Origin of the sequence: Hyphomonas sp. (assembly GCF_017792385.1) — a bacterium.
In the GTDB taxonomy this organism is placed as follows: domain Bacteria; phylum Pseudomonadota; class Alphaproteobacteria; order Caulobacterales; family Hyphomonadaceae; genus Hyphomonas.
Window position 1 is genome coordinate 2,880,936 of sequence record NZ_CP051230.1, and the last position, 23,883, is coordinate 2,904,818.

The 23,883-nt window shown below is 62.9% G+C and carries 24 protein-coding genes; 18 read left to right on the plus strand and 6 right to left on the minus strand.

The window, feature by feature from the left end; genetic code table 11:
- The 7 genes from HF955_RS13970 (at position 1) to HF955_RS14000 (ending at position 5,609) form a co-directional block, all read left to right on the plus strand.
- The gene (locus HF955_RS13970) at positions 1 to 315 is read left to right on the plus strand and encodes a hypothetical protein (protein WP_291075878.1); all 315 of its coding nucleotides are present in this window, start codon (positions 1 to 3) and stop codon (positions 313 to 315) included.
- Complete coding sequence (locus tag HF955_RS13975) at positions 312 to 890, plus strand: cytochrome c oxidase assembly protein (protein ID WP_036263474.1); 579 nt, start codon at positions 312 to 314, stop codon at positions 888 to 890. The genes HF955_RS13970 and HF955_RS13975 overlap by 4 nt, the downstream gene beginning before the upstream one ends.
- 77 nt (positions 891 to 967) lie before the next feature.
- Positions 968 to 1,840, plus strand: coding sequence for a cytochrome c oxidase subunit 3 (locus HF955_RS13980; protein ID WP_291075881.1), 873 nt, complete (start codon positions 968 to 970; stop codon positions 1,838 to 1,840).
- Between the two features lie 85 nt (positions 1,841 to 1,925).
- Entirely contained in the window at positions 1,926 to 2,618 is a 693-nt protein-coding gene (locus tag HF955_RS13985) for an SURF1 family cytochrome oxidase biogenesis protein (RefSeq protein WP_291075883.1), read from the plus strand.
- Positions 2,615 to 3,997, plus strand: coding sequence for a threonine synthase (gene thrC / locus HF955_RS13990; RefSeq protein ID WP_291075885.1), 1,383 nt, complete (start codon positions 2,615 to 2,617; stop codon positions 3,995 to 3,997). Before HF955_RS13985 ends, thrC begins: the two co-directional genes overlap by 4 nt.
- Positions 3,998 to 4,000: 3 nt before the next feature.
- The gene (locus HF955_RS13995; protein ID WP_291075887.1) at positions 4,001 to 4,558 is read left to right on the plus strand and encodes a GNAT family protein; all 558 of its coding nucleotides are present in this window, start codon (positions 4,001 to 4,003) and stop codon (positions 4,556 to 4,558) included.
- A gap of 22 nt (positions 4,559 to 4,580) precedes the next feature.
- Positions 4,581 to 5,609, plus strand: a complete 1,029-nt coding sequence (locus HF955_RS14000) for an EAL domain-containing protein (RefSeq protein WP_291075888.1) — start codon at positions 4,581 to 4,583, stop codon at positions 5,607 to 5,609.
- Here HF955_RS14000 and HF955_RS14005 read toward each other — a convergent pair whose 3' ends face one another.
- On the minus strand, positions 5,610 to 6,170 hold the full coding sequence (locus HF955_RS14005) for a YqgE/AlgH family protein (RefSeq protein WP_027840006.1): 561 nt from the start codon (positions 6,168 to 6,170) through the stop codon (positions 5,610 to 5,612).
- A gap of 119 nt (positions 6,171 to 6,289) precedes the next feature.
- Here HF955_RS14005 and HF955_RS14010 point away from each other — a divergent pair, with 119 nt between their 5' ends.
- The 3 genes from HF955_RS14010 (at position 6,290) to HF955_RS14020 (ending at position 8,299) form a co-directional block, all read left to right on the plus strand.
- Positions 6,290 to 6,772: a peroxiredoxin gene (locus HF955_RS14010; RefSeq protein WP_027840005.1), complete on the plus strand. Its 483-nt coding sequence runs from the start codon at positions 6,290 to 6,292 to the stop codon at positions 6,770 to 6,772.
- A 140-nt stretch (positions 6,773 to 6,912) separates the two neighbouring features.
- On the plus strand, positions 6,913 to 7,824 hold the full coding sequence (locus HF955_RS14015) for an SPFH domain-containing protein (protein WP_291075891.1): 912 nt from the start codon (positions 6,913 to 6,915) through the stop codon (positions 7,822 to 7,824).
- A 4-nt stretch (positions 7,825 to 7,828) separates the two neighbouring features.
- Positions 7,829 to 8,299, plus strand: coding sequence for an NfeD family protein (locus HF955_RS14020; protein WP_291075893.1), 471 nt, complete (start codon positions 7,829 to 7,831; stop codon positions 8,297 to 8,299).
- A gap of 79 nt (positions 8,300 to 8,378) precedes the next feature.
- Here the strand turns inward: HF955_RS14020 and HF955_RS14025 are convergent, their stop codons facing one another.
- From HF955_RS14025 to HF955_RS14035, 3 genes are all read right to left on the minus strand, one after another.
- Entirely contained in the window at positions 8,379 to 8,903 is a 525-nt protein-coding gene (locus HF955_RS14025) for a polymer-forming cytoskeletal protein (protein ID WP_291075896.1), read from the minus strand.
- Complete coding sequence (locus HF955_RS14030) at positions 8,887 to 10,113, minus strand: peptidoglycan DD-metalloendopeptidase family protein (RefSeq protein ID WP_027840002.1); 1,227 nt, start codon at positions 10,111 to 10,113, stop codon at positions 8,887 to 8,889. The genes HF955_RS14025 and HF955_RS14030 overlap by 17 nt, the downstream gene beginning before the upstream one ends.
- 204 nt (positions 10,114 to 10,317) lie before the next feature.
- Positions 10,318 to 10,782 (minus strand): peroxiredoxin, encoded by a 465-nt coding sequence (locus HF955_RS14035; RefSeq protein ID WP_291075898.1) that lies wholly within the window; start codon positions 10,780 to 10,782, stop codon positions 10,318 to 10,320.
- An 83-nt stretch (positions 10,783 to 10,865) separates the two neighbouring features.
- Between HF955_RS14035 and HF955_RS14040 the strand changes: the two genes are divergently transcribed.
- On the plus strand, positions 10,866 to 14,246 hold the full coding sequence (locus HF955_RS14040; protein ID WP_291075900.1) for an AsmA-like C-terminal region-containing protein: 3,381 nt from the start codon (positions 10,866 to 10,868) through the stop codon (positions 14,244 to 14,246).
- Here HF955_RS14040 and tyrS read toward each other — a convergent pair.
- Positions 14,243 to 15,493 carry a tyrosine--tRNA ligase gene (gene tyrS / locus HF955_RS14045; RefSeq protein ID WP_291075902.1) on the minus strand — a complete coding sequence of 417 codons (1,251 nt, stop codon included), beginning with the start codon at positions 15,491 to 15,493 and terminating at the stop codon, positions 14,243 to 14,245. The two genes, HF955_RS14040 and tyrS, sit on opposite strands and share 4 nt — an antisense overlap.
- Before the next feature lie 59 nt (positions 15,494 to 15,552).
- Between tyrS and HF955_RS14050 the strand changes: the two genes are divergently transcribed.
- A complete protein-coding gene (locus HF955_RS14050; RefSeq protein WP_367279799.1) occupies positions 15,553 to 16,671 on the plus strand; it encodes an anhydro-N-acetylmuramic acid kinase in 1,119 nt (372 codons plus the stop codon).
- Here the strand turns inward: HF955_RS14050 and HF955_RS14055 are convergent.
- Positions 16,668 to 17,345 carry an alpha/beta hydrolase gene (locus HF955_RS14055; protein ID WP_291075906.1) on the minus strand — a complete coding sequence of 226 codons (678 nt, stop codon included), beginning with the start codon at positions 17,343 to 17,345 and terminating at the stop codon, positions 16,668 to 16,670. The genes HF955_RS14050 and HF955_RS14055 overlap by 4 nt on opposite strands.
- Positions 17,346 to 17,454: 109 nt before the next feature.
- On the opposite strand from HF955_RS14055, the gene HF955_RS14060 reads away from it, so the two are divergent.
- The 6 genes from HF955_RS14060 to HF955_RS14085 all read left to right on the plus strand — a co-directional run bounded on the left by HF955_RS14060 (position 17,455) and on the right by HF955_RS14085 (position 23,877).
- Entirely contained in the window at positions 17,455 to 18,600 is a 1,146-nt protein-coding gene (locus tag HF955_RS14060; RefSeq protein WP_291075908.1) for a cysteine desulfurase family protein, read from the plus strand.
- Positions 18,600 to 20,162 carry a Fe-S cluster assembly protein SufB gene (gene sufB, locus HF955_RS14065; RefSeq protein ID WP_291075909.1) on the plus strand — a complete coding sequence of 521 codons (1,563 nt, stop codon included), beginning with the start codon at positions 18,600 to 18,602 and terminating at the stop codon, positions 20,160 to 20,162. The genes HF955_RS14060 and sufB overlap by 1 nt, the downstream gene beginning before the upstream one ends.
- Complete coding sequence (locus tag HF955_RS14070; RefSeq protein ID WP_291079310.1) at positions 20,152 to 20,550, plus strand: nuclear transport factor 2 family protein; 399 nt, start codon at positions 20,152 to 20,154, stop codon at positions 20,548 to 20,550. Before sufB ends, HF955_RS14070 begins: the two co-directional genes overlap by 11 nt.
- Before the next feature lie 122 nt (positions 20,551 to 20,672).
- Complete coding sequence (gene sufC, locus HF955_RS14075; protein ID WP_291075911.1) at positions 20,673 to 21,434, plus strand: Fe-S cluster assembly ATPase SufC; 762 nt, start codon at positions 20,673 to 20,675, stop codon at positions 21,432 to 21,434.
- Positions 21,431 to 22,657, plus strand: a complete 1,227-nt coding sequence (locus HF955_RS14080) for a SufD family Fe-S cluster assembly protein (RefSeq protein ID WP_291075912.1) — start codon at positions 21,431 to 21,433, stop codon at positions 22,655 to 22,657. The genes sufC and HF955_RS14080 overlap by 4 nt, the downstream gene beginning before the upstream one ends.
- Positions 22,639 to 23,877, plus strand: coding sequence for a cysteine desulfurase (locus HF955_RS14085; RefSeq protein ID WP_291075914.1), 1,239 nt, complete (start codon positions 22,639 to 22,641; stop codon positions 23,875 to 23,877). Before HF955_RS14080 ends, HF955_RS14085 begins: the two co-directional genes overlap by 19 nt.
- Positions 23,878 to 23,883: the final 6 nt, after the last annotated feature.

Sequence of the window (23,883 nt, forward strand, 5' to 3'; positions counted from 1 at the left end):
ATGTCGGACGACAAGGAAAAGTATGCCGGCCAGTTCGCGCAGGCCTACACGCCCGACCCCGCAGAGGTGAAGGCGCGCAACAGCCGCAATCGCTGGCTGGGCGTGGCGCTGGCCGTGTTTGTTATCCTGGTCGGCGTGATCACCTTCATTCGCCTGTCCTCGTCTGATCTCAGCGAGAGCGGTTTCTATTACACAATGGATGACAAGGGCGAAAAGGTGCAGACCCTGCCGGAGGGGATGAGCCCGGAGCAGGCCGCGCCGCCGCCGAACCTGACCCCGGTGGAAGACGCGCCGACCGAAGGCGAAACGCCATGAAACTGTCCAACACGAAAGTTGCGCTTTTGTCCCTTGGCGTGTTCACCGGCATGCTGGGCCTCGGCTTTGCGGCAGACCCGCTTTACGACACGTTTTGCAAGGTGACCGGATTTGGCGGCACAACCCGTATCGCCACGGCGGCCCCCGACAAGATGATTGACCAGGCCGTCACCGTGCGGTTCGACGCGAATGTGGCCGATACGCCGCTTCAGTTCCGGCCTTTGCAGACCGAGCAGGATCTGAATCTGGGGCAGCACGGCCTGGCCTTTTACGAGGTGACCAACCCGACCGACCAGGAAATCCGGGTGATCGCCAGCTACAATGTGACGCCGCACTATGCGGGGCCGTACTTCAACAAGCTGGAATGTTTCTGTTTCGAGGAGCGGGTCATCGCGCCCGGAGAGACCAAGAAACTGCCGATTGTCTATTTCGTTTCCGCCGACATGATCGAGGATCGAGTCGCCAAATCGCTGGAGACCATCACGCTCAGCTACACCTTCTTCGACAGTTCGAGCTATACCGGCGAGAAGAAGGCGGCGGAAAAGGGTGCGGCGAATTCAGCCAATGCAGGCTGACAGAGTTGCGTTTGCAGGCCGGAGCGGTCTAAACAGCGGTCTGATTCAAGTGATTTTTTAGAGGGGTCAAAAGGGCCATGGCTCACGACGAAGTCAAACACGATTTCCATCTCGTTAATCCGTCACCCTGGCCGCTGCTGGGGTCCATCGCTGTGGTCGTCACCGCGCTGGGCGGAGTGACCTACATGAAGGGCCTGTTCGGCATGGAACAGGGCACCTGGTGGCTGCTTGCCGTTGGCCTGGCCATGGTCATGTGGGTGATGTTCGGCTGGTGGCGTGAAGTCATCAAGGAAGGCCAGGTTGGCGACCACACGCCGGTTGTCCAGATCGGCCTGCGCTATGGCATGATCCTGTTCATTGCCTCCGAAGTCATGTTCTTCGTCGGCTGGTTCTGGAGCTTCTTCGAATTCGCGATCTATGAGAGCGCCCGTGTCGGTTCGACCTGGGATTCGGCGAATGCGCTCTATGCCGAAGGCCTGTCGCGTTTTGCGGACTGGCCGCCGGTTGGCGTCGAGACCTTCGATCCGTTCCACCTGCCGCTGATCAACACGCTGATCCTGCTGCTGTCCGGCACCACCGTGACCTGGGCCCACCATGCGCTGCAGCACGATGACCGTTCCGGTGCGAAGCTCGGCCTCGTCCTGACCGTGATCCTCGGCTTCGTGTTCACCCTGCTGCAGGCCTATGAGTACAGCCACGCGCAGTTCACCTTCGACGGCACGCTGTACGGGTCGGCCTTCTTCATGGCGACCGGCTTCCATGGCGCGCACGTCGTGATCGGTACGATCTTCCTGGCGGTTTGCCTGATCCGCCTGTTGATGGGCGGCATGTCGTCCGAGAAGCATCTCGGCTTCGAATTTGCGGCCTGGTACTGGCACTTTGTGGACGTGGTGTGGCTGTTCCTGTTCGCCTTCGTCTATGTCGTGCCGCACCTGGTTTACGGCGGATAGACCGGCACCTGCCATTGGTGCGAATTGTTTCGGGCCCGCCGGCGCATGCCTGGCGGGCCTTTTTTCAAGGACCAGATGAGACGCCATGCGCTTTCGCCCCTATCCCGTCCTGACCTTGTTCACGCTGGTTTCGCTGGCCATTCTGGTGATGCTGGGCAATTGGCAATATGGACGTTTCAGCGAGAAAATGGCGCTGGACGAGACGGAACCGGCCTGGCAGCAACTGGACGGCCGGGTCGTGCCGGGCAGCGAGGCGATGGTGTATGCCTATGCCGATGGCGCAGCGTCCTGGCGGCGGGTTGTGGCCATCGATGACGGGACCCGGGTTTTCTTCACCACAATCGAACTGATCTATCAGGTCGAGCCTCCGGTGCCGTGTCAGGGGCCAAGCTGTGGCGCCGGCCTGAAATTTGAGGCGCGCGGTCTCTACAAGCAGCCGGGCAACCGCAACGCCTTTGCCAGCGAGGATCGGCCTGCCGAAGGCGTATTCTATGCCTACAGCCCGAATGATCTGGCTGGCCTGCTGGCGGCGGATGTGGCCGCACGCGTTGCGCCCGACGTGTTCGAACCGCAGACCCTGCGCCTGTCAGAGAATGGCCGGGCCCAGGCGGGGCCAAACCCGTTCGCGCGGCTGAGAATGGATGATGATTTGCCGCCGCAGAGGCATTTTGGCTATGCGATCACGTGGTGGGGGCTCGCCATTGCGCTGCTCGGTGTGTATCTGGCCTTTCACTATCAGAAGGGCCGGTTGCGGCTGCGCGGAAGGAACGGGGCATGAAGTATATTTCCACACGGGGACAGGCGGAGCCGGTCGATTTCCTGGGCGCATGCCTTGCCGGGCTCGCGCCGGATGGCGGGCTGTATGTGCCGGAAACCTTTCCCGCGATTGCACCGGCCCGTCCGGATGAGCCCTATGCCCGGGTGGCCGCGCGCGTGATCTCCGCCTTTGCCGGGGACACGCTGACGGAGGAGGAGGTTCAGGGCCTGTGTGACCGGGCCTATGCCCGTTTTGCCCACCAATCCGTCACGCCGCTGACCCAGACCGGACCTGCCAACTGGTTGCTGGAACTGCATCACGGGCCGACACTGGCCTTCAAGGATGTGGCCATGCAGCTGATCGGCCAGCTCTATGATCTGGTGCTGGGCAAGACGGGCCGGCACATGACGATCATGTGCGCCACATCCGGCGATACGGGCGGCGCGGCGGCGGCGGCCTTTGCCGGGGCCCGCCATGCCGACCTGGTGATCCTGCACCCGTTCGAGCGTGTGTCTCCGATCCAGCGCCTGTTCATGACGACGACGGGCGCGTCCAATGTCCTGAACCTCGCGCTCGATACGGATTTCGACCAGTGCCAGTCCATCGTCAAATCCCTGTTCGCCGACCGTGAGTTTGTCGGACGGGTCGGCTTGTCCGGGGTCAATTCCATCAACTGGGCCCGGATTGCGGCGCAGATGGTGTACTATGCAACGTCGCAGGCGGCGCTTGCCGGGCAGAAGATCCGGTTCATCGTGCCGAGTGGTAATATGGGCGATGCCCTGGCAGGCTATGTGGCGGCCCGTTGCGGCCTGTTGCCGGGGGGACTGGAGATCATCTGTGCCGTGAACGAAAACGACGCGCTGATGCGCCTGTTCACGACCGGTGTGATGTCCCGCCGTCCGACGGTGGCCACGCCCAGCCCGGCCATGGACATTTCCATCCCGTCCAATTTCGAACGGCTCTTGTTCGAGATGTCCGGACGGGACAGTGACGCGGTGCGCAGCGTATATGACCGGTTCGCCCAGTCCGGAGAGGCCGACTTGCCGGATGCGGCGACCAGCCGTCTGTCCTGCTCCGGCATCCGCGCCATCAGCGTCAGCAATGGCGACACGATGGAAGAGATGCGCCGGTTCGAGCGCGAAACAGGCTGGCTGATCTGTCCGCATACGGCTGTCGGTACGCATGTCGCGCGCAACACGGTGGCAGACGACGGCGTCACGACGGTGGTATTGGCCACGGCGTCGCCCGCGAAATTCCCGGAGACGGTGCGCGAAGCGACCGGCCGCGATGCCGGCCTGCCGGACCATGCCTCGGACGTGCTGGCGGCTTCGGAAATCTTCGAGCGGATCGAGCCGAGCCTGGGCGCCGTGCACGAACGGGTCGGGAAGCTGGCCCGCTAGGTCATGGCTGTCTCGCGCAAGGACACGGTTATCGTCTCCCGCCGGCTGGTGATCGAACCGGCGCGGAAGAAGGATTTCGAGGACTGGTCCAGCCTGCGCCGGCGCAGCCGGAAACATCTCCAGCCCTGGGAGCCGAGCTGGCCGAAGGATGCCAATTCCCGGGCGGACTGGGCCCGGCGCCTGCATGCCTGGAAAGCCGGTTGGAAACGGGGGCGGGCCTATGTCTTCCTGGTTCGCCGGCTGAAGGACGGCCGGCTGGTGGGGGGCGTGTCGCTGACCAATGTGCGGGCCTGGCCCGCCAACAGTGCCAGCCTCGGCTACTGGCTGGGCGAGGACTATCAGGGCCATGGCTTCATGCAGGAGAGCGTGAAGGCGGTGTGTGACTGGGCGCTGTCCGAACTGCAGCTGCACAGGGTCGAGGCCGGCATTCTGGCATCAAACCTGCGTTCGCGGAAAGTGCTGGAGGCGTGCGGCTTCCTGGAGGAAGGACATGCGAAGGAATACCTTGAGATTGCCGGCGTTCGCCGCGATCATGTCCTCTTCGCCCTTACCCGGTCCTGACCGATTGCAGGAGGTTCGCAAAATGCTGCCAGACGAGGCGAGCCAGCCGCAGGGAAGCTGGCACTGGACCGCCAGCAACCGGCACCTGGTGATCGACACACCGCGGGGCAGCGCCCTGTCGGACCTGAACGGCGACTGGTCGATTGCCGCGCTGGAGCAGATGTTCGAGGGGCTCAGCCGAGGGCGGCTGGACAAGGCGTTCGACACCGCCGACGGGCCCGTGCGGTGCAATCTCACCCTGTCGAGCGGGCAGGACATTCATCTGGTTGGAGCCTTTGTCGGGGAAGACGAAGCACATGGCATGGTGCTGGCCGGCAGCGATTTTGCCGATATCGATCCATCGGACCTGCAGCCCGGTCCGGATCTCTATCCCGTCTTCCAGCCCATCGTTTCGCTGGGCAATGGCCATGTGGCGGGATTTGAGGCGTTGGCCCGTTGGGATGATGGCGCCCATCGCAATCCGCCCAGCCGCTATGAGGACGAGGCGCTGGCCTCGAACATGCTGATCCGGTCGGCGGAGACCCTGTCGAAGCTGCGCGAAGCGTCCGGCCGGGCGGACCTGTTCATGCATGTGAATTTGACGGCGCGGGATCTGGCGCGCAGCACGCTGCCGGCGCTGGTGGAGGCGCTGATGCAGGGCTATGACCTGCCGGAGAAGGCGCTGCGCATCGAATTGACCGAGCAGGCCGCCCTCCGGGACGAGACCGACGCGCTGGCCGCCGTGATGGCGTTGAAGGCCGTGGGGGCGGGCCTGGTGCTGGATGATTTCGGCACGGGGCATTCCTCCTTTGCCTGGCTGGCCGATTTCCCGGCGGACAGTCTGAAGATCGATCACGGCCTGACCCGGCGGCTGGGCCAGCAGCGCACCGACACCATTCTGGGCACCCTGACCCTGCTGGCAGCGCGCCTCGGCATGACCACGACGGCCGAAGGAGTCGAGCACAAGGATGATGCGGCCCGCCTGCGCAGCCTGGGATTCGACTATGCGCAGGGCTTTGCGTTCGCCCGCCCGATGGAAGAGGCCAATGCGATTGCCTTCCTGACGTCCTGATCAGGCTGTGCCGGGGTGAATCTGCAGGCGTCCGCTGTCGATGCCGAGCTGGTGCAGCGCGGCGTCCCATTTGTCATCATGGTCTGCGCCGAAGACGAGGTCCGGGCTGGGATCGGCGACCAGCCAGGCATTTTCCGCCAGTTCATATTCGATCTGGCCGGCGCCCCAGCCGGAATAGCCCAGCGCGAGCACCGACCGGGCCGGCCGATGGGCAGAGGCGATCGCGGTCAGGATGTCCCGTGTGGCCGTCATGCAGAATGTGCCATCAATCTCGAGCGTCGCGCCCTCGCTGATGACATCATCCGTGTGCAGTACGAAGCCCCGGTCGCTGCTGACCGGTCCGCCATCCAGCACGAGGTCTTCGGGAATGTCGATCTCGACCGGCACGTCCAGCTGATCGAGCAATTGGGGCAGGGTCAGGCCCTGCATGGGCTTGTTGAGGACGATGCCCATCGCGAATTCGGGGGAATGCGCGCAGACCAGGATGACAGACCGGGTAAATCTGGGATCGCCTATGCCGGGCAAGGCGATCAGCAATTTGCCTGTCAGGTCGACATCCATGAGGGCTACCTTTCCAGACCGATGCTGGGCGAAATCCCGGGGCTTGGCAAGGGCGTGCCCGCTTGTCGCCGGGCCGCTGGCGGTCTAATTGGGCAGGACAGCATCAAGGAGACCAGCTGATGAGCATCAAAGTCGGAGACAAGCTTCCGGACGCCACCTTCATGGAAATGACCGCCGACGGCCCCCAGCCGCGCACGACGGACCAGGTGTTCGGCGGCAAGACGATCGCGCTGTTTGCCGTGCCCGGCGCCTATACGCCGACCTGTTCGGCCCGCCACCTGCCGGGCTTTGTCGACAAGGCCGGCGACCTGAAGTCGAAGGGGGTGGACGAGATTGTCTGCACGTCCGTGAATGACGTCTTCGTCATGGGCGCCTGGGGCAAGGATGCCGGCGCGGGCGAGACCGTGCGCATGCTGGCAGACGGCAATGGCGCTTTCGCCAAGGCGATCGGCCTGGAAATGGATGCCAGCGGATTCGGCATGGGCCAGCGCTCGCAGCGCTATTCCATGATCGTCAAGGACGGTACGGTTTCCGAACTCAACGTGGAAGATGGCGGAGAATTCAAGGTGTCCAGCGCCGACTACATGCTGAATCAACTTTAATCCTGAGAAGGTTTCTTAAGCAAGTTGTGCGATCTACGGCGCGTCTGGTGGGGCTGGGCGCGCCGTTTTTCATTAAATTCTTATTGAAAAACGGAAAACCTCTCCCACATTAATTCTGGGTAACAGAAGGAGAGGAATATATGGATCCGAGTTTTGCCGCTTTCATACTGATCGCCGTGGTCGGCCTGATCGGGCTGATGTCTGCGTTCAAGTTCGTCCCACAGGGCTACAATTTCACGGTTGAGCGGTTTGGCCGTTACACGCGGACCCTGAATCCCGGCATGTCCATCATCACGCCATTTGTCGACCGGGTCGGCCGGAAGATGAACATGATGGAAACCGTGCTGGACGTGCCGCAGCAGGAAGTCATCACCAAGGACAACGCCATGGTGTCGTGTGACGCCGTGGTCTTCATCCAGGTGGTGGACGCCGTGGCGGCGGCCTATGAGGTCAACAATCTCCATCACGCCATTACCAATCTCGCCCTGACGAATATCCGGACCGTGGTCGGTTCCATGGATCTGGACGAGGTCCTGTCCAATCGCGACGACATCAATGCCCGCCTGCTGACCGTGATCGACTCGGCCACCAATCCCTGGGGTGTGAAAGTCACGCGGATCGAGATCGCCGATCTCAGCCCGCCGGCCGACATCACCGAAGCCATGGCCCGGCAGATGAAAGCCGAGCGCCTGAAGCGTGCGGAAATCCTGACGGCCGAAGGCGACAAGCAGTCTGCCATTCTCAAGGCGGAAGGCCAGAAGCAGGCGCAGATCCTGGAGGCTGAAGGCCGCCGCGAGGCTGCCTTCCGCGATGCCGAGGCCCGTGAGCGTGAAGCCGAGGCCGAGGCCAAGGCCACTGCCATGGTGTCCGAGGCGATCGCCCGTGGCGACGTGAATGCCGTCAACTACTTCCTCGGCCAGGCCTATGTCGACGCCTTTGCGAAGCTGGCTTCGTCCGAGCAGCAGAAGACGGTCATCATTCCGGCAGAATTCTCGAGCATCATCGGCACCATTGAGGGCATCAAGGGGCTGAGCGACAAGAAAGGAAGCTGATCAGATGGAACAGGTCTTTTCCGAACTGACCTTCTGGCACTGGCTGGTCCTTGGACTGATCCTGTTCGGGATCGAGATGATGACCGGGACCTTCGACCTGCTCATGGTCGCGATCGCCGCCTGGCTGACCGCCGGTTTCGCCTATTTCGCGCCCGATGCCTGGACGGTGTGGCAGTGGCAGATGGTGATCTTCGGCATCGCCTCCACGGCGCTGATCGTTTTTGGACGTACGGTCCTGTCCGGTATCCGCAAGAGTTCGCCGGACCATCCGACGCTCAATCGGCGGATGGCGGCCCTGATCGGTGAACGCGGCATGGCCATGGGAGATTTCCTCTCCGGGTCTGGTCAGGTCCGTATCGGGGATACGGTCTGGCGCGCCGAAGCCGTAGAAGGCGAAATGATCCGGACCGGGGATACGGTGGTTGTCGAAGGGGCCCGGATGACGACGGCCCTTGTCCGCCGCGCCACCGCATGACGCACTTGTTTCCATGCCTGAAATGAAAAAGCCGGTTCCCTTCGGAACCGGCTTTTCTGATGGGCGTGTGGCGCCGGCCTCAGGAGGCGGATGGCGAGATGCCGTAGCCTGCCGGCCCGGACGAGGCCAGTGGCTTGCTCTCATTGGCGGCAGCCGCAGCCTTGGGTGCCGTGTCTTTCAGCGGATCGTCGGCATGCTTGACCTGGCCCTCGAAGACCGCATTCGACTGGATCTGCAGCGACGAATGGACGATGTCGCCCTTCACATGGGCGCCGGTCTCCAGTTCGACCTTGCGCGCGCGAATGGAGCCCTTGATACGGCCCTTCACGCGAACGACTTCTGCCTTCACTTCGCCGGTGATGTGGCCGCTGGCGCCGATCGTGATGTCGCTGGCAGCAACGTCGCCATCGACGGTTCCGTCAATCTGCAGCGCGCCTTCGGACGACACGGAGCCGTTGATCTTCATGTCGGCACAAATGATGGAGGCGGCACGGGCTGCCGGTTTGGACGACGCGCCACGGATGGCGTCCTGGGCCGGTGCGGCTTTCATGGGTTCCGACGGGGTGGGGGTGGTGTCACTGGATTTGTTATTCTTCGTGAACATGGCGGCCTGCTTTCAAAAACTTTACTGGATCATATGCTTTGCCGTTGAACAGCACCTCGAAATGGAGGTGATATCCGGTGCTCCGTCCGGTCGTGCCCATTTTCCCCACAAGGTCACCAACTTCCACTGTATCGCCTTTTGATACCGTGATGGACCGAAGGTGGCCATAGCGCGACTTGAACCCGTAGCCATGGTCGATCTCGACCACACGACCGTAGCCGGAGCGTGCGCCGGCAAAGCTCACTTTGCCCGGACCGGACGCAATGATCGGTGCTCCGCCATAGGCGGCCACATCAATGCCATTGTGCCAGCGCGGGCGCTTGATGAAAGGATCTACGCGAATTCCGTACGGACTGGTGTAGCGGAAAGGCACGCCGACGGGCGCGCCAAGCGGCAGGCTTTCAACAATCTGTTCATAATACTGCATTTCGGCCACGCGGGCCTGTGTTTCCGTCAGGCGGTTGTAGAAGCTGGCATCCTGATCCGACAGGCCGTTGCCGGTGCCGGAGGTCAGATTGGCCATGGACACAAGCGGGCCGCCCATTTCGGCGCTCTCCATGATCCGGTCGCTGCCGATTGTGGTCAGCTGGATCACGCTGCGGGCGCGTTCGGCGCGCTCGATGGCCAGATCCTCGGCCTCATCCAGCATGCGCTCCTGATTGTATTTCAGCTTTCTGACGCTGACGCGGTTGCCGCTCGCATCCAGCGACGCCGTCATGCGGAAGCCGTCGCGCGACTGACGGTCATCTGCCTCTTCGATCGAGGCCTGAACCAGCAGGTCGGCGCCATCGCCCTTGAGGGCGGAAACTTCGAGGTCTTCATCGCCCTTGAGCTGCTCGAACAATTCCTCAAGCGCCTTCTGGCGATCTTCCCATTCGGCGGTCTCGCGCTGGAACGCATCGGTGCGCTCCTCGAGCAGCGAGCGGGACAGGGCATCCTTTGCGCGCAGATCCTGAACCCAGCGCTCATACTTGGCGAGTTCGCGATCATCCGAGCTGCCCGTGAGGGAGCCTGACGAGCCGCCAAGCGCAAAGGTTCCGGTCAGGAAAAGGGTCCAGCCGGCAAGCGCGGTTGCGCCGACGGCGAAGATGGCCTGCTGCCAGGGAGAAATGGATATGTAGCGGACCGTGCCGCCGCTGCGATGATAGATTTGCCGTTCGGGAAATGCGCGATCAAACGTCGCTTTGAGATTCGCACTCCATTTCGCCATTCACGCCACCCGTCGACTGGAATCACACCGCTTACTGCAACACCACCTACAGCAAGTTCCCAAACCCGTAGGGAATTAATACCGGAAACACTAAGGGACGAAACCCCTAACGCGCACAATTCCTGAAATAATTCGCTCAACAGGGTAAACCTGCCGTTAACAATAACTTCCGGGGGGCTAAACCTTGTCATTCAAGGCTTTTATTCAGGCGGGGAGTTCTTCCAGAACGGCCTCTGCATGCCCTTTCACGCGGACTTTTTTCCAAGATTTAATGATTGTGCCCGAGGGGTCGATCAGGAATGTGGCCCGTGCGACGCCCATATAACGTTTGCCGTACATGTTTTTCTCGACCCATGTGCCATAAGATTCGGTGGTCTCGCCGGATTCGTCGCTGGCCAGGATCACGTCGAGTTCATGCTTGGCCGCGAATTTTTCATGCTTGGCCATCGGATCGCGGGAGACGCCCACGATTTTGGCATTCCGCTTGGCGAACTCGGCAGCCAGAGATGTGAAGTCCTTGGCTTCCGTGGTGCAGCCGGGCGTGTCGTCCTTCGGATAGAAGTAGAGGACGAGATAGCTGCCCTTGAAATCCTTGAGCTGGATCGGGCCATCGGTTGACGGCATGGAAAAGTCGGGGGCCTTGTCACCTTCCTGCAGGGATTTCGCCATGTTTTCCTCCTATGGTGCGGTCAGGTCCGTGTGCATATATCACTATGGAACGCAATTTTTAGTCGATTTCCGGAGTTTCCGAATTGGTCCGCCAGCCAGCTGCCCTCATCATCCTTGAAATACTCGGCGGATTGATACTTGTGGTGCTGCTCCTGGCAGGGCTTCTTGTCTTCCGCCTGTCCAGCGGCCCGATCGAACTGGAAATGTTCCGGGACGATATCGAGCGCGCCCTGACCAATTCGCGGGATGGCCGGCCGGTCACCGTGGATGATGTCTTTCTGGAATGGTCGGCAGAGGATCGCCGGGTCCTGGTCACTGGATATGATATCCGGATGCTCGACGAGGAGGGCAATGTGGCCGCCGAGGCGGAGCGGGCGCGGATCGTGCTGTCCGGGTCGGCGCTGGTGCTCGGGGATGTCGAAGTACTGGGACTGAGCCTCGCGGAAGGCTGGGTCGATGTCACCCAGACCGACGAGGGCAAATGGTACATTGCCGGGGACCCCTTGCCCGACATCCCGGCCGGGCAGATGCCGCAGACGCCGGGCGAATGGCTTGAGCGGGTCAATGTCGTCCTGCCGATGATCCTGACCGTGCTGCGGGAAGAGCAGCAGGAGTTCAGCCTGGAGCGGCTGTCCTACGAAGAATTCGAGATGCGGGTGTTCGGCGCGGACGGCGCACCGCTCTTCAAGCTGGCCGAGTCGCGCGGGGCCCTGTCGGTCACCGAGGACGGGCTGGCCTTGTCGATGTCCGGCAGCGGGGTTGGAACCGGTCTGCCCGGCGGCATGGCCCTGGACATCCGGACAAGCGAGCTGAGCAGCCGCATGCAGGCCTCGCTGGCTGCCGCCCAATGGTCTCTGGCAGACCTGTCAGCGCGGCTCGGTGCGCGCGGAGAGTCGCTGTCCGGCGTGCCGGCAGACATCACTGTGGAATTCGACACGTCTGCGGCGCAGGGCGTCGAGGAAATCATCATCAAGGCGAAGCTGGAAGAGGGCATCCTGCCGTTCGGCGAGTCGGGCACGCCGGTGTCGGACCTGGACCTCGCCCTGACCTATGCCGCCGCGCAGGACGATTTGCAGGTCGACTGGCAGTCGAGCCGGTTTGGGCCCGTGTCCGGCCAGCTGAATTTGGAGATTTTCGACGCGCTCAAGGGCTCCGGCGCGCGGCGGTTCCGCCTGACCAGTCCTGCGCTCGGCCTGGATGTCACGCCCGTGCTGGAGGCGCCGGTGTCCTTCCTGGATGTGCGAATGAGCGGAATGGCGGATTTCGAATCCCGGCGTCTCAGCGATACGCGGTTGCAATTCACGTCCGAGGAGGCCGTGTACACGCTGGATGCCGATATCGCGATGCTGGCCGATCGTCAGCCGGGCGAGCCTCCCTTTACCGGCACGCTGGAACTGGCAACGGAGGGGGTTGTGTCCCGGGAGACCGTGCTGGCGCTGTGGCCGGTAACGCTCGGCACCGGCGCGCGCTCCTTCACGCGCAAACGCATCACCAATACCGACATCACCGGACTGCAGGCGCAGCTGACGCTGGCGCGGGACAGCTTTGCCGAGGGCTATCTGCGGGATGAGGATCTCAACCTGACCTTCGACATCAATTCCGCGGATGTGAAATTTCTGGATGACCTGCCGGCGGCCCGCAATGCCGTCGGACGCGGCCGCCTGACCGGCAACAGTTTCCGGGTCATTGTGAATCGCGGCGATTATGGCGGCTGGGCGGTCGATGAAGCGCTGGTCGATTTTCCGGCCTTCAATCCGAAGGGCGAGGATTTCCGGGTTTTCGCGCGGGGACATGGCCCGGCTGCGAATGTCATCACCACGCTGAACGAGTCGCGGCTGCAGCTCGGCTTTGATGAAACGCGCCTGACCGGCGAGGCCGAAGCGACCTTCGAGATGTTCCGCCCGGCGCTGGACAATGTGCCGGACGAGGATGTGCGGTTCACGGCCATTGGCAGGGTGACGGAGGGCGGCCTGAAACGGGCGGCGCTGGGCATCAATCTGGTCAACGCCGACGCGCAGGTGAAGGTGACGCAGGACGGCCTGACCGTGACCGGCACCGGCGATCTGGGGCCGTCTCCCGTCCAGTTCACCTGGACGGACGGGTTCCGGGATGGCGACGCGCCTTCGGCCCTGGAAGCGACCGCCATCGTGACGCCGGACGTGCTCAACCGGTTCGGGCTGCCTGGCCGGGCCTACCTGACGGGAGAAGTGCCGGCAAAAATCCAGGCCTCCATTGAGGATGAGGAAGTGTCGGTCGCCAATGTGGAAATGGATCTCGGCGAGGCCCGGCTTGATCTGTCAGAGATCGGCTGGATGAAACCGGCTGGCACCGGCGGAGACGTGTCGGTCCATTATGAACGCGTGGCGGACGGGTTTTCCTCCGACATATTGTTCACCAGCGAGGATGCGTATCTCGACGGCAAGTTCACGCTGGGCGGCGACTCCCGGCTGGTATCGGCGGACCTGCGCCGCGCCTTCCTGGCTGATACAGCCGATGTGGCTGGCCAGATCACGCGCAGCGATGACGGCAATCTGCAGGTCGCGCTGACCGGCGCCTATCTAGATCTTTCCGGCGCGCTGCCGGGCATCGGGGCGCTGGGCGATGCCAATGAGCGAGGCGGCGCGCCGCTGAGCGTCGAGGCGGATGTCGACACGCTGACGCTGGGCGCGGGCATGTATGTGCGCAATGCCGATGTGTCCTGGCTGTCGACCGTGAACGGCATGCAGAAGCTGTCGGCGACCGGCAAGACCGATGACGGCTCCGAATTCAATATCGATCTGGATGGCTCGTCACCGGAAGGCACGCGGATCAAGGTGGTCAGCAGTGATGCGGGCTTCATTGCCAGCGCGTTCCTGGAACTGGACTTTCTGGAGGGCGGGCGGCTGGACCTCGACGGGCTGCTGGCACGCGACGGGCAGCCCTCGCGCTTTGACATCGCGATCACGAATGGCCGCCTGCACAATGCGCCGTTCCTGACGCAGATCCTGTCGCTCGCCTCGCTGCGCGGGCTGGCCGACACGCTGGGCGGGGACGGCGTGTTGTTCTCGCGCATCGACATTCCGCTGACGATTGCCGGGGACCGGTATGTGGTGACCGGCGGCAAGGCGCAGGGACCGGCCCTCGGCCTGACGGTGAATGGCTATCTCGGCGCGGACAATGATATCAGTGTCGACGGCGTGCTGGTGCCCAGCTTCGGCATGAACTCCGCCCTCGGAGGAATTCCGATCATCGGGGATCTGGTGGTCGGGCGGGACGGCGAGGGCGTCTTCTCGCTGACCTACAGCGTGCGCGGCAGCCTGGAAAAGGCGAATGTCTCGGTCAATCCGCTCTCGGCGCTTGCGCCGGGGGTCATCCGCCGGATCTTCGAGAACCCGGCGGAGACGAATATTCCTGAAGCCGAAACCCGGCCGGAAGACGTGCCGATCCCGTCGGAACTGCCACCGATTCCCGAAGAGGAATTCTAGACAGCGCGGATCAGGGCGTGACGCTTCTTGCCGGCTGACAGCTTGATGGTGCCGTCGACAAGGTCTGCTGCGGCCAGCGAGGCGTTCTGGTCCTTCACCTGAACATCGTTCACCCTGGCGGCGCCCTGCTTGATCAGGCGGCGGGCCTCCCCATTGGAGTCCGTCAGGCCTGCGGCGGTAAAGGCAGCGGCCACCAGCATGCCGGTTTCAAGATCGGCCGTCGCCACATCCACCGTCGGCAGCGCCTCTGCGGATCCGCCGGCGGCGAAGACTGCAGCCGCGGCGGCTTCGGATTCCCTTGCCGCCGCGTCGCCATGCAGCATTCGCGTCGCTTCGTTGGCCAGCACGATTTTCGCCGTGTTGATCTCTGCGCCTTCAAGGGCTTCCAGCCGGGCGATCTCGTCCAGCGGCAGTTCTGTGAACAGGCGCAGGAAGCGGCCGACATCGGCGTCTTCCGTGTTGCGCCAGAACTGCCAGTATTCGTACGGGCTCTTGCGGTCGGCATTGAGCCAGACTGCGCCATCGGCTGTCTTGCCCATCTTGCCGCCGGACGCGGTGGTGATCAGGTGGGCCGTCAGGCCGAAGGCCTCGCCGCTGATCGCCTTGTGGATCAGGTCGACGCCGCCGACAATGTTGCCCCACTGGTCCGAGCCACCGATCTGCATGCGGCAATTGTGGCGGCGGAAGAGTTCCAGGAAGTCATAGGACTGCATCAGCAGGTAGTTGAATTCGAGGAAGGTGTAGGGCTGCTCGGCTGCCAGCCTGCGGGCAACGGTGTCCTGCTTCACCATCGTGTTGATGGTGAAATAGGTGCCCACGCTGCGCAGCATCTCGATGTATCCGAGCTTGCCGAGCCAGTCGTCATTGTTGACCATGATCGCATCGGTCGGGCCGTCACCGAAGCTGAGGAAAGGCAGGAAGGCCTTCTTGATGCCTTCCATGTTTTCGGTGATCTGCGCGTCGGTAAGAAGCGGGCGGGACTTTTCCTTGTCCGTCGGGTCACCGACCTTGGTGGTGCCGCCACCGATCAGCACAATCGGTTTGCCGCCCGCCTTTTGCAGGTGGCGCAGCATCATGATCTGCATCAGGTGGCCGACATGAAGGCTGTCAGCTGTTGCGTCATAGCCGATATAGGCCGTCGGAATGCCCGTCTGGCAGTAGGCATCCATTTCCGCTGGATGCGTGACCTGTTTGATGAAACCCCTGTCGGACAGGGTTTTCAGGAATTCCGACTTGTATTCGCTCATCTTCTCGTGTCTCCGTGAAGCGCCCGCGCGTAACATGGAAAGCAGACATCTTGAACTCCATCAGTGAAAATTCTGAACCGTTCTGGGTCGCCGGCTTCATGTCGGGCACATCGCTGGACGCGGTGGACGCGGCGCTGATCCTGACCGATGGCGCCCGTGTGCTGGAGTTTGGCGCGACGGCAGAACGGAAATACACAGCCGGGGAGCGCGTCGTCCTGCAGCGCGCGACCGATGCGGCCCGCGCCTGGAACTGGACGGGGCCAGCCCCGGAGACCGAATTCGACGCGGCGCGGCGCGTGATCACACAGACCCATGCTGCCGCCTGGGCGCAATTACAGGATGACTGGTCCGGGCCGATGCCCCGACTGGCCGGTGTGCACGGCCAGACCGTGTTGCACAGGGCCCCGAAAGGCGCTGCACCCGGGGCGACCCTGCAATTGATTGACGCGCCGGGGATGCGGGCCGCGCTGGGCGTGCCGGTGGCCTGTGACTTCCGCACCCGAGACGTGGCGGCGGGCGGCCAGGGCGCGCCATTGGCGCCGGCCTATCATGCCGCCCTGCTGGACCGGCTGGGAGACGAGGCGGCCTGTGTCCTCAATCTTGGGGGCGTCGCAAACATCACCGCGCGGATGCGGGATGGCACGCTGATCGCGTTCGACACCGGCCCGGCAAACGGGCCGATAGACGAATGGGTCGAGGGACACGGGCTCGGAACCCACGATGCAGGCGGCCGGCTCGCCTCTGCCGGGCGCGCCCATGAGGGCTTGCTGGCGCAGTTGCTTGATCATGACTGGTTCGATCAGGCCCCGCCGAAATCCCTGGACCGCTACGACTTCAATGCCAGCATGGTCCGCGGCTTGTCGGTCGAGGATGGCGCGGCAACACTGACCGCATTTAGTGCGCGCGCGGTGGCGCGGGGCGTGGCGCATTTGCCGGAATATCCTGCCCGCATGATCGTGTGCGGCGGCGGGCGCCACAATCCGGCGCTGATGCGGGCCCTGTCAGAGTCTGTGGCCTGTGAGGTGCGCTCGGCGGAGGCCGTTGACTGGCGCGGGGATTCCATCGAGGCGGAGGCGTTTGCGTTTCTGGCCGCGCGGACGGCTCGTGGCCTGCCGATCAGCTGGCCCTCGACGACCGGCGTTCCCGCCCCCATGGGAGGCGGGAAACTCCTGGATTAGTCTTCTTCAGCTTCAAGGCGCAGCTTTTCCTCGGCGTCCGCCAGACGCTGCAGCAAATAGTCTTCACAAAGCCCGATCAGCTCGTCGCGCTTGTCCTGATAGAAGTGATTGGCACCCTTCACGGTGGCCCGGTCGATCTGCTCGCCCTTCTGGACGCGCACCTTGGTCAGCGCACGTTCGACGTCTTCCGGAGACGAGATGGAGTCAGTGTCGCCAGACACGATCAGGCCGGAGGCCGGGCAGGGCGCAAGGAAGGACAGGTCGTAGTGATTGGCTGGCGGCGAGATGGCGAGGAAGCCATCGATCTCCGGACGGCGCATCAGCAGCTGCAGCGTGATCCAGGCGCCAAAGCTGTAGCCGGCACACCAGACATAGCGCGGGCTCTCAGCCAAATTCTCGACATAGTCGAGCACAAAGGCGGCATCTTCCAGTTCGCCGATGCCCTGGTCATACTGGCCCTGGCTGCGGCCAACGCCGCGCGAATTGTAGCGCAGGACGCCGAAGCCGTGACGTTCGAACATCTGATAGAGCAGGATCGAGATGGGATCCTGCATCGTGCCGCCCGCCTTGGGGTGTGGGTGCAGGATCAGGGCGATCGGTGCGCCGGGAACCGGCGGCTCTGTGTAACGGGCTTCGATGCGGCCCTGCGGGCCCGGAATGATGAGTTCTGCCATGTCATACTCGCTGGTCACGGGGGAAGGGCGCGGTCATAAGCCATTTGAGCTGTGAAAAGCAAATTTTTCTACACCTGCAAAAACGCCGCGAAACGAGTATATCCCCCCCATGATCTATGCCGACCACAATGCAACCTCGCCGCTGAGGCCGGAAGCGCGTCAGGCCATGCTGGACGTCTGGGACATGGGCGCGACCAATCCGTCCTCCGTGCACACGTCCGGCCGGGCGGCGCGCGGCGTGCTGGAACGCGCGCGCACGGCGATTGGTGGTGCCATTGGCAGCCGGGCCGAGGATATTGTGCTGACGGGCGGCGGAACCGAGGCAGACAATCTGGCCATTCATGGTGTGGTCGCGGCGCTGGACGGAAACTGCACCTTCCTCGTCTCGGCCATTGAGCATGAAGCGGTGACCAAGGCGGCGGCGCATTCGGGCGCAAGGGTTCAAACAGCCTATGTGACGCCGGATGGCCTTCTGGACCTGGAGCAATTGTCGGATCAGGTTGCGGACTGGGATCACGAAACACTCGGCACGCCGGTCCTGTGCCTGATGCTGGCCAATAATGAGACCGGCGTGATCCAGCCTGTCGCGGAAGCAGCCCGCATCGTGCGCGAAGCGGGGGGGGTGACGATCTGTGATGCGGTGCAGGGCCTCGGCAAGATCTCTGTGAATGTCGGCCTGCTCGGCGTCGACTATCTCAGCCTGTCGGCGCACAAGATTGGCGGCCCGCAGGGCGCCGGAGCCTTGTGGCACCGGGCAGGCGCGCCCCTGAAGGCCGTGACGCATGGCGGGGGGCAGGAGCGCGGATTGCGGTCCGGAACCGAAAATGTCGCCGCGCAGGCCGGATTTGGCGCGGCGGTGGAGGCCGCCGTGAAGGAATTGCCGAAATATGCTATGCTGGCAGGATATCGAAATGATATGGAGGCGCGTCTCGAGCGCGAGGCGGGCGTGGTGATCATGGGCAAGGCCGCCGAGCGGCTGGCCGGCACTTCGAACTTCGCCAAAGCGGGCTTTGCGGCAGAAACGCAGGTCATGGCGATGGATCTGGCGGGTGTGTGCATATCGGCCGGGTCTGCATGTTCGTCTGGCAAGGTGAAGCGGTCGCTCGTATTGCTGGCGATGGGCGCATCTGACGCCCTTGCGGAATCGGCAATCCGCACCAGCTTTGGATGGAACAGCACGCCGGAGGATTTCACCGGTGTGGCAGATGCCTGGCTCGACGCGGCCCGGCGGACGGTATTGAAGGAAACAGCCTGATGGATTGCTGCGGCGGCATCGAAGACCATGATGATGACTGCACCGAGGTGAAGGTGAAGGACAGCATCGACCAGGAAACGGTCGAGGCCGCGAAGGCGCTCGAGTCGGAAAACTATTCCGCAGGCTTTGTCACGGACATTGAAATGGACATGGCGCCGAAGGGCCTGTCCGAAGATACGATCCGTTTCATCTCAGCCAAGAAGGAAGAGCCGGAATGGCTGCTTGAATGGCGCCTGGCGGCCTATCGGCGCTGGCTGACCATGAAAGAGCCGACCTGGGCGATGGTTGATTATCCGACCATCAACTACCAAGACTATTACTACTATGCCGCGCCCAAGACCGGCGCAAAGTATGAGTCGATTGACGACGTCCCGAAGGAAATCCTGGAAACCTACGAAAAGCTGGGCATCCCGCTGCGCGAGGCGGAAGTCCTGCTGGGCGTCGAAGGTGCGGCGGAGACCGCTGCGGCTGCGCGCGAGGCGCCGCGCGTGGCCGTCGATGCCGTGTTCGACTCCGTGTCCGTCGCCACCACGTTCCGCAAGGAGCTGGAAAAGGCCGGCGTGATCTTCATGTCGATCTCGGAAGCCGTGCATGAATATCCGGACCTGGTGAAGAAATATCTCGGCACGGTGGTGCCGCAATCGGACAATTTCTTTGCGACGCTGAACAGCGCCGTCTTCTCGGACGGGACCTTTGTCTATGTGCCCAAGGGCGTGCGCTGCCCGATGGAACTGTCGACCTATTTCCGCATGAATGCCGAGAATACCGGCCAGTTCGAGCGCACGCTCATCATTGCTGATGAAGGCGCGTATGTGTCCTATCTGGAAGGTTGTACGGCGCCGATGCGCGACGAGAATCAGCTGCACGCCGCGGTTGTGGAGCTGGTCGCGCTGGAAGATGCCGAGATCAAGTATTCCACCGTGCAGAACTGGTGGCCGGGCGACGAGAACGGCAAGGGCGGCATCTACAATTTCGTGACCAAGCGCGGCGACTGCCGGGGCGACCGGTCGAAGATCAGCTGGACGCAGGTCGAGACGGGGTCTGCCGTGACCTGGAAATATCCGAGCTGCATCCTGCGCGGCGATGACAGTGTCGGCGAGTTCTACTCCATCGCCGTCACCAATGGCCGACAGCAGGCCGATACCGGCACGAAGATGATCCATCTGGGCAAACGGACGCGCAGCCGGATCATCTCCAAGGGCATCTCGGCCGGCAAGTCGAACAATACCTATCGCGGGCTCGTCTCGATCAACCGCAAGGCCGACAAGGCGCGCAATTTCACCCAGTGTGACAGTTTGCTGATCGGAGATCGCTGCGGCGCGCACACCGTGCCCTATGTGGAGAACCGCCGGGCCGATGCACAGCTGGAGCATGAGGCGACGACGACCAAGCTTTCAGACGACCAGATGTTCTATGTCCGCCAGCGCGGTATGGGCGAGGAAGAGGCGGTCGCCCTTCTGGTGAATGGCTTTGTCCGCGAAGTGCTGCAGGAGCTGCCGATGGAGTTTGCCGTCGAGGCCCAGAGCCTGCTGAAAGTCAGCCTTGAGGGCAGTGTTGGCTGAGGCCGGTGCTTTCGACGCCTGGCTTGCGGCCTATGCGAGGGCGCAGGATGGCGGCGATGTGGCGCTGCTCGGGTCGCTGTTCAGCGACAATGCCAAATTCTTCGAAACCCCGTTTCATGCGCCCATTGAGGGGCGCGAGGCCATAAGTGACGTGTTTGCCGCTGTCTGGGCGCGGCTGACAGATGTGTCATTCGAGATCGAGAAGATTTCCGACGGATGGGCGCACTGGACGTCTGGCGCCATCATCGAGGCGCTCGACGAGCCGCAGCGGTCGAATGGCATCCTGAAAGCGGATCTGGACGATGAGGGGCGGTGCAGCTCCCTGACTTTCTGGACCGAGCGGCTGTCCGTGCGGGAGGCAGACATGCTGGCCCAAAGGGACGCCTGACCGGCGCGACATGTGCGGCAAATTCGGAGAATCGCGCCGCGGAGCGGCTTTCCGGCCATTCCGGACGGCATTTCCTGCATCCGGGGCTTTTCGCACAGGCCCAGCGGGCTTACATGCGCAGCATGTTGAAGATTGAGAACCTGACCGCCACTGTCGGCGATGAAGACGACGCCAAGACCATCATCAATGGTCTGTCGCTGGAAGTGCCGAAAGGCGAGGTCCACGCGATCATGGGGCCGAACGGCGCCGGCAAGTCCACCCTGTCCTATGTGCTGACCGGCCGGGACGGATATGAGGTCACCGGCGGAACCGCGACGCTGAACGGCGACGACATCCTGGACATGGATCCGGAAGAGCGCGCTGCCAAGGGTCTGTTCCTGTCCTTCCAGTATCCGGTCGAGATCCCCGGCGTGCCGGTGATGACCTTTGTTCGCGCGGCGATGAACGCGCAGCGCAAGACGCGCGGCGAGGACGAGATTTCTGCACCTGACTTCATCAAGAAATCCCGCGAGATCGGCAAGGCGCTGAAACTGGATGCGGAGATGCTGAAGCGCGCGCTGAATGTCGGCTTTTCCGGCGGCGAGAAGAAGCGGCTCGAAATCTATCAGATGATGATGCTGGAGCCGAATTTCCTGATCCTGGATGAAACGGATTCGGGGCTCGACATCGACGCGCTGAAGACGGTGGCCGACGGCGTGAATGCCATGCGGTCGCCGGACCGGGGCATGCTGGTCATCACGCACTATCAGCGCCTGCTGGACCATATCCAGCCTGACAAGGTGCATGTCCTGTCCAAGGGGCGGATCGTGGCGACGGGTGGCCCTGAACTGGCCCTGCGGCTCGAGAAGGAAGGATATGAAGGCATCCTCGGGGAGGTGGCGTGACCACAGCCCTGCGGGAATTGATTGCCGATCCGAATGCGGCCGAACTGGAACTGATCGCGCGCTACGGCATGCAGCCGGAAGATGAGCGCCGCAAACGCCTGTTCGGCGCGTTCGCGCAGACCGGCTTGCCGCATCGCCGGCTTGAAGCGTGGAAATGGACTGATTTCAAGGCCGCGCTGAAGGCGCTGGACCGGCCGGCTGCGCCATCGGCCAAGGACCCGATTCCGCATGAAGGCGCGCTGGTGTTCAAACTCTCGCCGGGCGGCTATTTCCCCCCGGATCATGTTCCGGATGGTCTGAACGTGTTTGCCAAGGAAGAGGCGCAGGCGATGGGCGCGGCGGAGGATGTTCCGCTCGGAGCGCTGGCAGCCGCCTTGGCCGGCGGCAAGGCGCGCCCTGCCACCCTGTTGCTGGAAGTGACGTCGAGCGACTTGCCGCGGCTGCATTTCGAGTTCAGCGGCGAAGGCGAAGCGAGTTTCGCCCGTATCGTGATTGTCGTGCGGCCGGGCGTGTCGCTGACCGTATCTGAAAGCCATCTTGGCGGCGCCGGCCTTGCGGCCTCTGTGATCGAATTCGGACTGCAGTCGGGCGCGTTGGCCAACCGCACTGTCTACCAGCGTGGTACGCCCGAGGAGACGATCGCCTCGACGGCGCTGGTGCACCTCGATGCAGAGGCGGAGTTTACGCAGACAACCCTGTCCTTCGGCGCCAAACTGGCGCGGCTGGAAACCCGGGTCACGCATCAGGAGCCGACGGCCAAGGCAACGCTCAATGCCGCTTATCTGATCGGAAAGGGTCTGCACACGGATATTACGACCCATGTGCGCCATGGGGCGAATTCTTGTATCACCCGCCAATTGACGAAGGGTGCGGTGCTGGATGGCGGCACCGGCGTGTTCCAGGGCAAGTTCTTCGTACCGCGTACGGCCGGGCAGTACACCGATGCCGACATGCAGCACAAGGCGCTGCTGCTGGAGGATGGCGCGGTTGTCTTTGCCAAGCCTGAGCTGGAGATCTATGCGGACGATGTCGAATGCGCGCACGGCAATACAAGTGGCGCGCTGGACGAGGACCAGCTGTTCTACATGCGCCAGCGCGGAATTCCGGAAAAGACGGCGCGGGCCTTGCTGACGCAGGCCTTTGTGGCCGAGGCCCTGGAAGAGGCTGGCGCGCTTGAGGAATTGCTGCGCGGTGAAGCGGAAACATGGCTGGCAAGCGCATGAGCAGGGCGTTCGACATTGGTGCCATTCGGGCTGAATTTCCGATCCTGTCGCGGGAAGTCAACGGCAAGCCGCTGGTCTATCTGGACAATGCGGCCAGCGCGCAGAAGCCGAACGCCGTCATTGACCGGATCGCGGACCAGTCGCGCACGGCCTATGCCAATGTCCATCGGGGCATTCATACGCTGTCGAACGAGACCACCGAGGCCTATGAAGCGGCGCGAGAAAAGGTTCGCGCATTCCTGAATGCGCCGAGTACGGAGAACATAGTTTTCACCAAGGGCTCGACCGAAGGCATCAACCTTGTTGCCTCCGCGCTGGCAGGGCGTATCGAGCCAGGCGATGAGATCGTCCTGTCCGTGATGGAGCATCACTCCAACATCGTGCCCTGGCATTTTCTGCGGGAGCGCCATGGGGCCGTGCTGAAATGGGTTGGCCTGAATGCGGATGGTTCGCTGGACATGGAAGACCTGGCGCGGGCCATCGGTCCGAAGACGCGCATGGTTGCCCTGACCCATATGAGCAATGTGCTTGGCACGGTGACGGACATGGCGGAAATCTGCCGGTTGGCCCATGAGGTTGGCGCGGAAGTTCTGGCTGATGGCAGTCAGGCTGCCGTGCATCTGAAGGTCGATGTCCAGGCGCTTGGCTGTGATTGGTATGTCATGACCGGGCACAAGCTGTACGGACCGACGGGCATCGGCGCGCTGTATGGCACGGCGGAGGCCCTGGACCGGGCACGGCCGTATCAGGGTGGCGGCGAGATGATCGAGATCGTGACCCGCGACCGGGTCACCTACAATACGGCTCCGCACAAATTCGAGGCCGGCACCCCGCCCATTCTTGAGGCCATCGGCCTGGGGGCGGCGCTGGACTGGATGAGCGCCTTTGACCATGCGGATGTGGTGGCGCACGAGACGGCGCTCTACCGGCGCGCACATGATGGCCTGCGCGGCGTCAATGGATTGACCATTCATGGCGATACGCCGGACAAGGGGGCGGTGCTGGCCTTCAGCCTGCAGGGGGCGCATCCACATGACCTGGCCCAGATCCTGGACCGGTACGGCATTGCCATTCGGGCCGGGCATCACTGTGCACAACCCCTGATGGAGCATCTGGGAGTCAGCGCCACGGCGCGGGCAAGTTTCGCGATTTACAACACGGCCGACGAGGTGGACGCATTCATTGCAGCGCTCGCCAAGGCACGGGAAATGCTGGTATAGGTGTCG

Coding starts and splice junctions, on each gene's coding strand:
- HF955_RS13970 (WP_291075878.1), top strand. CDS start 1: ATGTCGGACGACAAGGAAAAGTATGCCGGCCAGTTCGCGCAGGCCTAC.
- HF955_RS13975 (WP_036263474.1), top strand. CDS start 312: ATGAAACTGTCCAACACGAAAGTTGCGCTTTTGTCCCTTGGCGTGTTC.
- HF955_RS13980 (WP_291075881.1), top strand. CDS start 968: ATGGCTCACGACGAAGTCAAACACGATTTCCATCTCGTTAATCCGTCA.
- HF955_RS13985 (WP_291075883.1), top strand. CDS start 1,926: ATGCGCTTTCGCCCCTATCCCGTCCTGACCTTGTTCACGCTGGTTTCG.
- thrC (WP_291075885.1), top strand. CDS start 2,615: ATGAAGTATATTTCCACACGGGGACAGGCGGAGCCGGTCGATTTCCTG.
- HF955_RS13995 (WP_291075887.1), top strand. CDS start 4,001: ATGGCTGTCTCGCGCAAGGACACGGTTATCGTCTCCCGCCGGCTGGTG.
- HF955_RS14000 (WP_291075888.1), top strand. CDS start 4,581: ATGCTGCCAGACGAGGCGAGCCAGCCGCAGGGAAGCTGGCACTGGACC.
- HF955_RS14005 (WP_027840006.1), bottom strand. CDS start 6,170: ATGGATGTCGACCTGACAGGCAAATTGCTGATCGCCTTGCCCGGCATA.
- HF955_RS14010 (WP_027840005.1), top strand. CDS start 6,290: ATGAGCATCAAAGTCGGAGACAAGCTTCCGGACGCCACCTTCATGGAA.
- HF955_RS14015 (WP_291075891.1), top strand. CDS start 6,913: ATGGATCCGAGTTTTGCCGCTTTCATACTGATCGCCGTGGTCGGCCTG.
- HF955_RS14020 (WP_291075893.1), top strand. CDS start 7,829: ATGGAACAGGTCTTTTCCGAACTGACCTTCTGGCACTGGCTGGTCCTT.
- HF955_RS14025 (WP_291075896.1), bottom strand. CDS start 8,903: ATGTTCACGAAGAATAACAAATCCAGTGACACCACCCCCACCCCGTCG.
- HF955_RS14030 (WP_027840002.1), bottom strand. CDS start 10,113: ATGGCGAAATGGAGTGCGAATCTCAAAGCGACGTTTGATCGCGCATTT.
- HF955_RS14035 (WP_291075898.1), bottom strand. CDS start 10,782: ATGGCGAAATCCCTGCAGGAAGGTGACAAGGCCCCCGACTTTTCCATG.
- tyrS (WP_291075902.1), bottom strand. CDS start 15,493: ATGAGCGAATACAAGTCGGAATTCCTGAAAACCCTGTCCGACAGGGGT.
- HF955_RS14055 (WP_291075906.1), bottom strand. CDS start 17,345: ATGGCAGAACTCATCATTCCGGGCCCGCAGGGCCGCATCGAAGCCCGT.
- HF955_RS14060 (WP_291075908.1), top strand. CDS start 17,455: ATGATCTATGCCGACCACAATGCAACCTCGCCGCTGAGGCCGGAAGCG.
- sufB (WP_291075909.1), top strand. CDS start 18,600: ATGGATTGCTGCGGCGGCATCGAAGACCATGATGATGACTGCACCGAG.
- sufC (WP_291075911.1), top strand. CDS start 20,673: ATGTTGAAGATTGAGAACCTGACCGCCACTGTCGGCGATGAAGACGAC.
- HF955_RS14085 (WP_291075914.1), top strand. CDS start 22,639: ATGGCTGGCAAGCGCATGAGCAGGGCGTTCGACATTGGTGCCATTCGG.